Genomic DNA, 12454 nt, shown 5'->3' on the forward strand with positions numbered 1-12454 from the left:
ATGCGATTATTGATCGATAAAAACGATCAATTTAGTATTCGAGAGCAGTGTGACCTTTTGGAGATTAATCGTTCAGGATTCTATTATCGAGCTAAAGCAGAGCGTAAAGAGAATTTAGAAGCCATGCAACTTATGGATAAACATATTCTCGAAGAACCCACCGCAGGAGTTATCACGATGCAGAGTATGCTGGAGGAATGTGGTATGAAAATGAGTTATGAAAGAGTCCGTAGGTTGATGCGTAAAGCAGAGATAATGCCTATTTATCCTCGTCGTATGCTTACTCAAAAAGGGGAAAATAAATATATTTATCCCTATTTATTGAGAGGGATGAACATTACCAAGCCCAATGAAGTTTGGCAAATAGACATCACCTACCTACCCATGAAAAACGGATTTATGTATCTCACAGCCATTATTGATGTGTATAGCCGATACATCGTTGGTTGGGGATTGAGTAATAGTTTGGAGGCCTTGGAATCTTTAAAAGTAGTACAACAAGCGGTAGCAACTTATGGAAAACCTGAAATAATCAATTCCGACCAAGGCTCGCAGTTTACCTGTTATGAGTATGTAAACTACCTTAAAAACGAGCGTATAAAAATCTCAATGGATGGTAAAGGAAGAGCTTTGGACAATATTTTTATTGAAAGATTTTGGAGAACTTTAAAATATCAATACATTTACCTCAATCCCAAAGACAATGGTTTAGACCTTTATTTAGGAATTAAACAATGGCTAGAAAAATACCATTATCGTAAACACCAAGGAATAAACAACAAACCCAAAAATAGATACTGCAAAGCAGCTTAATACTCAACTAAGAAACAACTATTTTTGGTCTAGAGAATCGAGGGTAACTTATAATATGTAGAATGGGAGTTTCAGCTAGACCCCTTAGAACACGAGATTAGTAATGGTATAGATTAATACTTATATCTTGTTAAACTCTTATTTCTAGGAGCAATAGTCTAGAAGAAAAGCTACATTTCAACCTAGATATCCTTGTATTTGTACAATTACATATTATAGAAAACATATTTTCACAATCTAAAAATTTCGCAGTCTTTTTTTGTCCAAATTTGTATTTAAATATCATGTAGGTGATGTAAATAAGATATGTGTTCTTAAAAATAATAAATGTGACATACAGGTTATATATGGACATTCTACTAATCTAGAAGTAATAGAAAAAACTGCATAAAATAAACATCATATATTATACCACTAGATTTTGTGTAGATAAAAAGTGCACAAATTAGAAAACATATTATATAAACATACGATTTGTGCACTTTTATATGCCAAAATATTTCAGAAAAGGCATCTTTTTAGGCATACCCTAATTTAGGAAACCTTTGTAACACCTATTAATAAAAGAAAAGCAAGAATTTTGGAGAATCCCTCAGGACCCACACAAAATCCCAAGTCGAAAGATTTGGGATTTTTTTTATTTCAGCCATTTACTTCTTACAAACGGATCAGGGATCAAGGGCTGGATCAGTAACAAAAGTTGGGGAGAATGATTAGAATCCTACATTTGCACTATGTACAACGATCACGAATTATTGAAGTTTTTACGGATCAAGCAAAGTCTTAATTTAACATTTCTTTTGAAATAACAGCTCTTCAAAACTTCGATTACAAACTATAATACCAAAATAACAACCTTACACAAAAGCCATATAATCAAATATTTACATTTTAAATATTCTTTATTTGACTATTTAATACACTAGTTTAAAAGCAAAATTCTATTTATCATAATATTAAAAATTCATAAAAGTTTAGATTTTTTATCTTTTTAACACGCCTGAGGAATCATATTTGTACACAAAATTCGCGTTTAAACAAATAAAAAATCTTTTGTCATTTTATTCGCTATAAAGACAGCAAAAAATTGTGAAGTTTATGAAGAGATATTATGCGCCTTTGCTTGGTTTTTATACCATTTTTCTATTGTATATGATGTTTTACGGCTCGGGTAGAGAAGCCGGACCAATCGGCTACTTACAATTACAGCCTTTTGAGACTATTAATATGTTTTTTAAGTCTAAAGTTGAGGCTCAGCACTTTGCGGTTAATATTATTGGGAACATCGTTGTATTCATGCCATTTGGTTGGATGGGACTTATTTCTCAGAAGTATTTTTCTTTCCCAAAATTACTAATTGGTTTTCCAATTGCCATTGCAATTATAGAATTAACCCAATATTGGAGCCATCGTGGTACGGCAGATGTTGATGATCTTTTCCTAAATACATTAGGAATGATTTTGGGTTTTGTAACCTACAGTATAACTAAATATTTCTACGAAGATTGGATGTTCGAAAATGAACCGAACCTCGAATACGCTTAGGCTTTTGACATTTCGCGTGATAAAATGCCGAGTTTGTAAAAATCAAGAATTCTAAGATGTGCTTTTCCTGTTTTTAATCGGGCTTTAAGAAAAGGTTCAACAATATAAAAACAAAGATTAAACAAAATATCCAAGTAGAAATTATTAAGCTTTTGATAGGCTTTGCTTAACCTAAGATCGACCACTTTATCTTTTGTTTTGGGATCTTTTAAAATACAGGCCAAACTTTGTGCAGCTTCTGCTGCTTTGCTTGTAAAGACAATATTGGATTCGATATCGTTGTTGAAAATTGGATTTTCTAGGTGACGAATATGGATATTTGCTGCTTTCAATTCCATAGCGAAGAGCAAATCTTCATAACCATAATTCTTTAATTTTTCATCAAAACGAAATTTTTTAAAAATCTCTTTTTTAATTACAAAATTATTCGTCTGAAAGCCCAAATATGGTCGTTGCTGTCTTTTTTTTAAATTAAGATTTTCTCTTTTTGTAGCATAATTCCATCTCAATTGATAGGTTTTTTCTGGTTTTGTACGGGATACGGTTCTGCCTCCATACATAACATCAGGCTGTTGAGATTGGATGTATTCCAAATAATCGCTGATAAAGTTTTTAGAAATAATCTTTCCGTCGCAATCTAAAAACATTAAATAATCACCGTTTGCATATTTTAAAAACAAATTCCGAATTGCCGAACGACCTATGTTTTCTTCTAAACTTTTAAAAAAATCAACAGAATGTATTGCAGGAGAATTGATATTTAAAAACTCTGGTTTTGAAGCGTCATCAATTAGTAAAATTTCTGCATCGAGTTGCCTGGTTTCAATTTCTTCTTTTAGGTTTGAAATTAAAACATTGACATCAAAATTATGAATCGGTATGCAAATCGACAGCTTCATATTTTATCTAAAATCTGCTGGATATGAAGTTCTTCTAAACAAGCATAGTCGCCACGATAACAGTCTTTATCTCCAAAAACAGAACAAGGCCTACAGCTAAGGTCTTTAACCTGAACCACATCATTTTCGGATTGTCCATAGCCTAAAAACCCAGCATAGGTATGCGTTGAGCCCCAAATGGAAAGACATCGCGTTCCCATAAGACTTGCCAAATGCATATTGGCAGAATCCATGCAAATCATTAATTCTAAGCTCGCTATAATATCCAATTCTTGTTTTAAACTTAGCTTTCCTGCAAGACTATGTGTGTTAGGAATCTCGGTTTCCCAGCGCTGGAGGATATCCGACTCTTCTTTGCCGCCTCCAAAGAAATAAACTTTTTGACGTTTCGCAAGTTGCTTAACAAGCTCATAAGATTTCTCGAGAGGAAGCATTTTCCCTTTATGCTGGGCAAATGGAGCGAAACCAATGCCGTGTCTTTCTGCTACCCTACTTCGTAACTCATAAGACAATTCAAGCTTGTAGCCCATTCTTCGAAGTACGCCCGCATAGCGATCGACAGTTCGCCGAAGCTGAACTTTATTAAGATTCCAAACATCGGTAAGATGCTCTTTCTCTTCTTTACCTTTATTAATTTTAAAAACCTTGTAACCGTGCCTTCTCGCAATAGAATCAATTAGTTTGGTCCGAATGACATCGTGAAAATCTGCAACAAAATCGGGTTTATAAAGCTTTAAAATTTCGCGCCCTAATTTTCTAATACCTAAAATACCTTTATAGTTATCGAAGTCAACACCATGGAACTTAAGATTAGGAACATCATCAAACAAATCCGCAAAATTCTGGCGGCTAACAAAAATAACTTCCACATCTTTATTTTGCTCCAGAAATTCTCTGAAAACAGGGACAGTCATGGCCACATCTCCAAAAGCTGAAAAACGGTATGCTAGGATTCTTTTCACTTTTTTAATTGATATGCAACGGCATAGAATTTAATTTGTTTTGTCATCGCCATAAGTCCATTGGCTCTGGAGGGTGACAAAAACTCTTGTAAACCTATTTCTGATATAAATTCAAAATCAGAATCCACAATCTCTTGTGTGGCATGTCCACTGTAGATGCTTACCAACATAGACACAATCCCTTTGGGTAGTATCCCATCTGAATCGGCATCGAAATAAAGTTTTCCATCTTCAAAACGTGCATCTATCCACACTTTGGATTGACAGCCACGAATGAGATTTTCGTCTATTTTTTTATCATCAGGAAGAGGTATCAGAGATTTTCCTAGGTCAATAATATATTCATATTTTTCTTCCCAGTCGCCTAAAAAAGCGAACTCGTCCACCAACTCCTTTTGTTTCTCTTTAATTGTCATCAGCTAAGTTATTTAACAGATTGAGCGATGTTTACAATAACTTTAACAGCGGCTTCCATATTTTCTATTGGAACAAACTCGTATGGTCCATGGAAATAATGTCCACCAGCAAAAATGTTGGGACAAGGCAGCCCCATATACGAAAGCTGCGCACCATCTGTACCACCACGGATGGCTTTTATTTTAGGCTCAACACCAGCATCTTTCATTGCTTGTTCTGCAATTTCAACGATATGCATTTTACCTTCAAACTGTTTTTTCATATTAAGATACTGCGATTTTATTTCTAAAGTTGCAGTGCCTTCACCATATTTCTCGTTGATAGCATCCACTTTTTGTTGCATTAAGACTTTACGAGCTTCAAACTTAGCATCATCGTGATCTCTAATAATATATAGAAGTTTCGCTGCAGCTACATCTCCTGTAAAATCTGTTAAATGGAAAAAACCATCGTACCCTTTTGTTGTAGCTGGCGTTTCGTTACTTGGAAGCGATTGGATAAATTCTGAAGCGACCAATCCTGCATTCAACATTTTACCAAACGAATATCCTGGATGTACAGACACCCCTGTAATTTTGATAACAGCGCCTGCAGCATTGAAATTTTCATACTCCAATTCTCCAATCTCGCCGCCATCCATCGTATAAGCCCATTCGGCACCAAATTTCTCAACATCGAACTTGTGTGCGCCACGACCTATTTCTTCATCAGGATTGAATCCAACTGAAATACGACCGTGCTTAAGCTCTGGATGTGCCAAAAGATACTCTGCAGCCGTTACAATCTCAGCAATGCCTGCCTTATCATCAGCACTCAACAATGTTGTACCATCTGTTGTGATAATGGTTTGACCAATATATTTTTTAAGATCAGTAAATTTTTTAGGAGATAAAACAAATCCTGTTTCTTTATTTAAAAGTAAATCCTCACCATCGTAATTTTCCCAAATCTGAGGTTTAACATCAACTCCATTGAAATCTGGCGTGCTATCGTAATGCGCAATGAAACCAACCTGAGGTACTTTTTCTTCAATATTTGAAGGTATAAATCCAAATACATAACCATGCTCATCCATGCTTACATCTTCCAGACCCAATGTTTGCAATTCGTTATAAAGATATTTTGCCATGTCCCATTGTTGCGGCGTGGACGGCGTTGTCTCACTTTCAGGATCACTGGTTGAAAAAATCTTAACGTATGTAATAAATCGGTCGACCAATTTTTTGCGCCATTCCGATGTAAATTCTATTGACTTCATCTTTTTTGGTATAATTAAAGCAAAGTTATATATTTATGCATGGAATGGCAAATGCTTATACGCTTTTCTAAACAGCATTTTTGATGACAATTGTCTTTTAATTCTTTAAAAAATATCGTCATCTCCAGAATTTGGTAGAATAAAAATAGTAAATGAAAGAACTGTTTCTAACAGAATGTCCACGGGACGCTATGCAAGGTTGGGGCGAATTTATCCCAACTCAAAAAAAAATTGATTACATCAACGCCTTAATGGATGTCGGTTTTGATGTATTAGATTGTGCAAGTTTTGTAAATCCTCGCACCATGCCGCAAATGGCAGACTCAGGAGATGTCGTTGATGAGATTGATAAATCTTTGTCCAATACAAAATTATCTGTCATTGTTGCCAATCTTCGCGGTGCCGAAAAAGCTTTGGAACATGATAATGTTGACATTTTGGGATTTCCTTTCTCGATTTCGGAGACATTTCAACATCGTAATACCAACAAAAGCCGAGAAGATGCTTTTGAAGAAATTATCAAAATTCTAGATTTAGCAAACGCACAAGGAAAACAGCTAAATTTGTATTTCTCTATGGCTTTTGGAAATCCTTATGGCGAAAGCTGGGCTTGGGAAGATGTGGATTTTTGGGCAAAGCGTTTTGATGAAGTTGGAATTAAAGAAATACTTTTATCGGACACAACAGGTGTTGGTGATACCGAGCGCATCAGTCTTTTGTTTAATAAAATCCCTTTCAAATATCCTAATATCAACTTCGGGGCACATCTACATAATCGTTACGAAGATTCTTATAAAAAGCTAAAAGCAGCTTACGACCAGGGATGTCGACGATTTGACAGTGCAATTAAAGGAATTGGCGGTTGCCCTATGGCGAAAGATGATCTTGTGGGAAATATGCCTACAGAGCAGGTTTTCAACTTTATGGCTGTTGAAAAAATTGATGTTCATCAAAACATGTTAAATTTTGAAAGCGCTTATAATAAAGCTAAAGATATTTTTCATTTTTAATATTTTTGCAAAATATTACTTTATATTCTAACATATTTAGCAAAATAATGATTAAATTTATAATACATTAATACTAAAACTATGACTTCTAAAACAACTTATTTAGGCAATAACGAGATGGATTCTGTTCATGAAGATTCTGGCAATACCATGCACATCGGGATTCCACAAGATAACTTTAACAAGAGAGATAACTTCTCGCCTACTGATCTTTTCGCAACCTCTTTAGCACAAAGTATTTTTGCAGCGATAAGTGTGCTTGGAAAAGATAGGAATATCGACATTACAGGAGCAACTTGCGAATTGAAAAAAACCATGTATTTCCAACCAAGAAGAATTGGAGAAATATTCTGCGTTTTAAAATTTCCGCAAAAGCATTCTGAAGACGAAAAGAAATTTATCGAAGATACTGCACACAATTGTCCTGTGTATTTGAGTCTTCACCCCGATATCAAGAAAATTTTGATATTCGAATACGCAGACTAGTTTATAACATTCCGAGTTCGAAGCGCGCTTCCTCACTCATCATATCTTTTGTCCATGTAGGTTCGAAAGTCAAGTTAATTTTAGCAGCGGTAACGCCTTCTACAGCTTTCACTTTTTCTTCAACCTCCATGGGCAAAGATTCTGCTACCGGGCAATTCGGAGATGTTAGCGTCATCACCACAACCACTTGTCCTTCGTCCGAAATTTGCACATCGTACACCAATCCCAACTCATAAATATCTACTGGGATTTCTGGATCATAGATACTTTTAAGCTCTCTGATGATGTTCTCTCCGATGTCTGCAATTTGTTCGTCTGTATATTTCATTTTAATCTAAACGTTTTATAATATCTTCCTGTCTCATACGTCGGAAAATATTACACAAAGTTAAGACATCTTTTTCACAATATTTAACTATTCTTAATAAGTCTTTCTCCTCGTAATAAATTTGAGCGACTTGTGAACCATCAATATCGTCTTTCGGGGTTGGAATATTAAAAATGTGGGCTAATAATTCTAAAGATACATAAGACTTCCAATCACCGAATTTCCAAAGCTCCATCGTATCGATATGTGGAATTTCCCAGGGTTTTTTACCAAACATTTGAAAAACTTTGGGAGGTTCAATGCCATTTATTAAAAGTCGGCGCGCTATGTAGGGAAAATCAAATTCTTTTCCGTTGTGTGCACAAAGTATAACATCGCGAAGTCTTGCGCTGTTGAAAATTTGGCAAAATTCTAATAATAAGTCTTTTTCATTATCATTATAAAAAGATTTAATTTTAAGTTTAGCTTGATCTACTATCCCGATAGAAATACAAATAATCTTTCCAAATTCTGCCATAATACCTGCTCTTTCACCGTAGAAATCATCGGCAGTAATGTCATCCTTACGTTGATTTTTAGTTTTCTTATCCCACAGCATTTGCGTCGCTTCATCATTATCGGTATAACTCGGATTCTGTGGTACAGTTTCTATATCTAAAAAGAGGACCTTTTCAATGGAAATTGCCTTTATCATCATTTTTTATTTTAATATTAAATATACAAAAAAAAGAAGCCCGAAAAATATCGGGCTTCAAATTCTAAATAACAATATCTCTTAAAAAGGATATTCGTAAATCTCTGATTCGTGGAAGAATGGGTTTCCAGTTGGCATTAATTTTAATTTTGTTAATGCTGTAAATACTACAAAAACAAATAAACCAACAACCGCTGCGAACGATCCAACTGTTAATAATAGCGTTGGAATGTTGTTCCAATAAGGGCCTACTGTTCCTGGCATTACCATGTTGAAATAATCAACCCAGTGTCCAAAGATAACAATAACAGCCATAGTTGTAACCACTTTGTAATTACGTTTTATGCTACTACTTACTAGAATTAACAATGGTAGTAGGAAGTTAATAATTAACATTGGTAAGAATGTTGGACCGTAATACTCGAATCTACCGAAGAAGTAGTTAACCTCTTCTGGAACGTTTGCATACCAATAAAGCATGAACTGACAGAACCAAAGGTATGTCCAAAGCATACTTGTTGCGAACAAATACTTACCTAAATCGTGTAAGTGGTTATCATTGAACTGAGGATAAAATCCTTTTTTCTTTAAATAAACAGCTACCAAGATAATTGCAGCTACAGCAGTTGCTAAACAACTCACCATAGAATACCAAATATACAATGTAGAATACCAGTGAGGGTCTATTGACATCAACCAATCCCAAGCCCACGCTGCAGAAGCAAATCCGAAGAATGCGATGTATCCTACGCTCCAGTTGTATAGACTAGCATATACTTTTCTGTCGCCGTTAGTATCGTCCACTTTCTTAGAAGTTTGTTTAAGCTTCCATGCAAAGAAGCTCGCTCCTAATACATAGATAAATGTTCTAATAATATAAGACGGAATATTTAAGAACAATTTCTTCTCATAAATAATCACATCGAAATGTGGGTCATTAGGATCTGTTAATGCTGGATCCATCCAGTGGAACAAATGTCCCATGTGGAATGCATTTAGCAAAACAATTATAATAAGAATAGCGCCTCCGTATGGGATAAAAGAAGCCACAGCTTCCATAACTCTTGTTACAATAATAGACCAACCTGCATGTGCCGCATGCTGAATACTATAAAAGAATAAAGCAGCACAACTAACTCCGAATAAGAATACCGCAGCAACATGAAGCGCAGCCAACGGCTGGTTTCCAACTTGCATTTTAGCGTGATCTAAATGCGCTTGGTGGTCTTGTGGACCTACCATTTCGCTAGAGTGTGTTGGGTTATCATGACCACCTGAATGAACAGCTTCCATCCAGTGGGTAATAGTAGTATCATCAATTCCTTTATTTAAGGCAAATCCAGCCGCAAATAACACTAATCCTACAACAATCAGTATAATGGAATATAATCTTAACTTAGGTGAAAAACTATACATGTTCTTACTTTTTATTTTTTAGTATTAGTATTAGTTTCAGTAGCTGTTGCAGCCGCAGCATCGCTTGAGTTAGCTGTTTCAGCAGGAGCAGCAGCACCTTTGAACGCGTTCATCACATATAGCGCCACTCTCCAACGGTCACCAGCATTAAGCTGACCTGCGTAAGAACCCATGGCATTTCTACCATTAGTTAATACATAGTGTACAGAGCCAATTGTGATTTCTCTATCTTTATAATTTGGAACTCCCGAATAAGCGCCTGATTGAACAATTGAACCTTGTCCATCTCCTCCCACACCATGGCAAGCAGCACAAGTCTGGTCATATAAATGTTTGCCTCTTTCAAGATCTTTCTCAAGATTTTTAGCGACAAGAGGGGAAGTAGTCATTGTTTTTGAAGCATCGTAACCTGCATTGTATTCGTCTACATTTTTAGGCAATGCTTGGTCTTCAATAATACCGTCTGCATTCTGAGGAACCGAACCTTCTACAGGTTTTAATCCTGTTGCGCCATTGTTAGCAACAAAAGCTGGGATTTCGTTTTCGTGTTTAGAATAAGCGTCTTCTGCCTTCATCAATGGATCATAAGCCACTGGGAAGTACATATCAGGGAAATACACCAAAGGTGGATTCTCTTTACTACAAGAAGTTAAAAGAACACTTGCAAAACCTAAAACGGCAGTAATTTTAATAATATTCTTTTTCATCTTAAGCGTCTTTTACTGTTATTTCTTCAACACCAGTATCTACAAGAATCTGTTTGATCGTTTCAACATCATCTGATACAAATTCCATCAGGAACTTATCATCCGTTGTTCTTGGATCTGGATTCTGAGGTTTTGCCCCTGGATACATTTTATTTCTAACTAAATAAGTTAATGACATAAGGTGCGCCGCACAGAATACCATTAGCTCAAACATTGGCACCACGAAAGCTGGCATATTGTGTCCCCAGTCAAAAGCGGGTTTACCACCAATATTCTGAGGCCAGTCACGAATCATAGTATAATACGTTACTAAAGCTCCAATTGAAACACCATAAACAGCGTAGAAGAAAGCAGCATCAGAAATTCTAGTTTTCTTTAAACCTAAAGCTTTATCTAGTCCGTGAACTGGAAATGGAGTATAAACTTCGTTAATCTTGATACCTTTATCAGTGAAGGCTTTAACGCCGTGCATTAAATCATCGTCGTCGCCGTAAAGTCCGTAAATAATTTTAGTGGTGCTCATCTCCTTCTTTTGCTTTATAAGTTTCACCTGAAATTTTCAAAATACTCTTCAATTCTGCCTGTGCAATTACAGGGAATGTTCTTGCATATAATAAGAACAATACAGAGAAGAAGCCTATCGTACCAAGGTATACACCAACGTCAATAATTGTCGGCATAAACATTGTCCATGATGATGGTAAGTAGTCTCTTGATAAGTTGATAACAATAATATCAAAACGCTCGAACCACATACCAATGTTAATAATCAATGCAATAATAAATGTTGCGAAGATGTTTGTTCTAACTTTTTTGAACCAGAACGCAGCTGGCACCACCAAGTTACAAATGATCAACGCCCAGAATGCCCACCAATAAGGTCCTGTTGCTGCACCTGGAGAAAGATATACGAAATCTTCAAATCTAGATCCAGAATACCAAGCGATAAAATATTCGCAAGCATAAGCCACTGTTACCATACCACCTGTTAAGATGATTACGATGTTCATAATCTCAATGTGATACATTGTGATATAATCTTCTAAGTGACAAACTTTTCTTGCAACCAACAACAGCGTTTGTACCATTGCAAATCCTGAGAAAATCGCCCCAGCAACGAAATAAGGAGGATAGATTGTTGAGTGCCATCCCTTAATAACCGACGTTGCAAAGTCAAATGATACCGTGGTGTGTACAGAGAATACAAGCGGTGTTGCTAAACCTGCAAGAACCAAAGATAGCTCTTCGAATCTTTGCCAATGTTTTGCTTTACCGCCCCATCCAAATGAAAGAATTGTATAAATCTTTTTGTTGAATGGTGTTTTAGCTCTATCTCGAATCATTGCAAAATCCGGAATAAGTCCCATGAACCAGAATACAACTGATACTGAGAAATAAGTAGAGATCGCAAATACGTCCCAAAGTAGTGGTGAGTTAAAGTTAGTCCATAAAGACCCGAATTGGTTTGGCAATGGGAATACCCAATAACCTACCCAAACTCTACCCATGTGGATAACCGGGAAAATCGCTGCTTGACAAACGGCGAAAATCGTCATCGCCTCGGCAGAACGGTTAACCGACATTCTCCATCGTTGTCTAAATAATAATAGTACAGCGGAAATAAGTGTACCGGCGTGACCAATACCTACCCACCATACGAAGTTGGTAATATCCCAACCCCAGTTAATGGTTTTGTTTAATCCCCAAGCACCTATCCCCGTTCCGATTGTGTATGCAATACAACCAAATCCGTAGATAAACAGTACTAATGCAGCGTATAGTGATGCCCACCATAGTTTTCCTGCACGTTCCTCGATAGGTCTTGCGATATCTTCCGTAATATCGTGATAAGTCTTATGACCAATAATTAAAGGTTCCCTTATCGGAGCTTCGTAATGTCCTGACATCTTTTACCTATT

At 36.1% G+C, this 12454-nt stretch carries 14 protein-coding genes; 4 read left to right on the forward strand and 10 right to left on the reverse strand.

The window, feature by feature from the left end; translation table 11 throughout:
• Together G6R40_RS09665 and G6R40_RS09670 are read left to right on the forward strand one after the other, a co-directional pair.
• Complete coding sequence (locus G6R40_RS09665; RefSeq protein WP_262887642.1) at nucleotides 1-813, forward strand: IS3 family transposase; 813 nt, start codon at nucleotides 1-3, stop codon at nucleotides 811-813.
• Nucleotides 814-1911: 1098 nt separating this feature from the next.
• Entirely contained in the window at nucleotides 1912-2358 is a 447-nt protein-coding gene (locus tag G6R40_RS09670) for a VanZ family protein (RefSeq protein WP_165134621.1), read from the forward strand.
• Here G6R40_RS09670 and G6R40_RS09675 read toward each other — a convergent pair.
• The 4 genes from G6R40_RS09675 to pepT are packed head-to-tail and all read right to left on the reverse strand — an operon-like array spanning nucleotide 2355 to nucleotide 5894.
• Nucleotides 2355-3257 (reverse strand): glycosyltransferase family 2 protein, encoded by a 903-nt coding sequence (locus G6R40_RS09675; protein ID WP_165134624.1) that lies wholly within the window; start codon nucleotides 3255-3257, stop codon nucleotides 2355-2357. The two genes, G6R40_RS09670 and G6R40_RS09675, sit on opposite strands and share 4 nt — an antisense overlap.
• Nucleotides 3254-4219: a glycosyltransferase family 9 protein gene (locus tag G6R40_RS09680; protein ID WP_228455836.1), complete on the reverse strand. Its 966-nt coding sequence runs from the start codon at nucleotides 4217-4219 to the stop codon at nucleotides 3254-3256. The genes G6R40_RS09675 and G6R40_RS09680 overlap by 4 nt, the downstream gene beginning before the upstream one ends.
• Nucleotides 4216-4635: a SufE family protein gene (locus G6R40_RS09685; protein ID WP_165134627.1), complete on the reverse strand. Its 420-nt coding sequence runs from the start codon at nucleotides 4633-4635 to the stop codon at nucleotides 4216-4218. The genes G6R40_RS09680 and G6R40_RS09685 overlap by 4 nt, the downstream gene beginning before the upstream one ends.
• Nucleotides 4636-4643: 8 nt before the next feature.
• Nucleotides 4644-5894 carry a peptidase T gene (pepT, locus tag G6R40_RS09690; protein ID WP_165134630.1) on the reverse strand — a complete coding sequence of 417 codons (1251 nt, stop codon included), beginning with the start codon at nucleotides 5892-5894 and terminating at the stop codon, nucleotides 4644-4646.
• Between the two features lie 161 nt (nucleotides 5895-6055).
• Between pepT and G6R40_RS09695 the strand changes: the two genes are divergently transcribed.
• Entirely contained in the window at nucleotides 6056-6904 is an 849-nt protein-coding gene (locus tag G6R40_RS09695; RefSeq protein ID WP_165137631.1) for a hydroxymethylglutaryl-CoA lyase, read from the forward strand.
• 81 nt (nucleotides 6905-6985) lie between these two features.
• Nucleotides 6986-7390 (forward strand): OsmC family protein, encoded by a 405-nt coding sequence (locus G6R40_RS09700; RefSeq protein WP_165134633.1) that lies wholly within the window; start codon nucleotides 6986-6988, stop codon nucleotides 7388-7390.
• 1 nt (nucleotide 7391) lies between these two features.
• Here the strand turns inward: G6R40_RS09700 and G6R40_RS09705 are convergent, their stop codons facing one another.
• From G6R40_RS09705 to nrfD, 6 genes are all read right to left on the reverse strand, one after another.
• On the reverse strand, nucleotides 7392-7718 hold the full coding sequence (locus G6R40_RS09705; protein WP_165134636.1) for an SUF system Fe-S cluster assembly protein: 327 nt from the start codon (nucleotides 7716-7718) through the stop codon (nucleotides 7392-7394).
• Nucleotide 7719: 1 nt separating this feature from the next.
• Nucleotides 7720-8412, reverse strand: coding sequence for a 3'-5' exonuclease (locus G6R40_RS09710; RefSeq protein ID WP_165137634.1), 693 nt, complete (start codon nucleotides 8410-8412; stop codon nucleotides 7720-7722).
• An 81-nt stretch (nucleotides 8413-8493) separates the two neighbouring features.
• Entirely contained in the window at nucleotides 8494-9828 is a 1335-nt protein-coding gene (locus tag G6R40_RS09715) for a quinol:cytochrome C oxidoreductase (protein WP_165134639.1), read from the reverse strand.
• 11 nt (nucleotides 9829-9839) lie between these two features.
• Entirely contained in the window at nucleotides 9840-10535 is a 696-nt protein-coding gene (locus G6R40_RS09720; protein WP_165134642.1) for a c-type cytochrome, read from the reverse strand.
• A 1-nt stretch (nucleotide 10536) separates the two neighbouring features.
• Entirely contained in the window at nucleotides 10537-11058 is a 522-nt protein-coding gene (locus tag G6R40_RS09725; RefSeq protein ID WP_165134645.1) for a DUF3341 domain-containing protein, read from the reverse strand.
• Nucleotides 11045-12442 (reverse strand): NrfD/PsrC family molybdoenzyme membrane anchor subunit, encoded by a 1398-nt coding sequence (gene nrfD / locus G6R40_RS09730; protein ID WP_165134648.1) that lies wholly within the window; start codon nucleotides 12440-12442, stop codon nucleotides 11045-11047. The genes G6R40_RS09725 and nrfD overlap by 14 nt, the downstream gene beginning before the upstream one ends.
• Nucleotides 12443-12454 lie beyond the last annotated feature (12 nt).

This window comes from Chryseobacterium sp. POL2 (genome assembly GCF_011058315.1).
GTDB lineage: Bacteria > Bacteroidota > Bacteroidia > Flavobacteriales > Weeksellaceae > Soonwooa.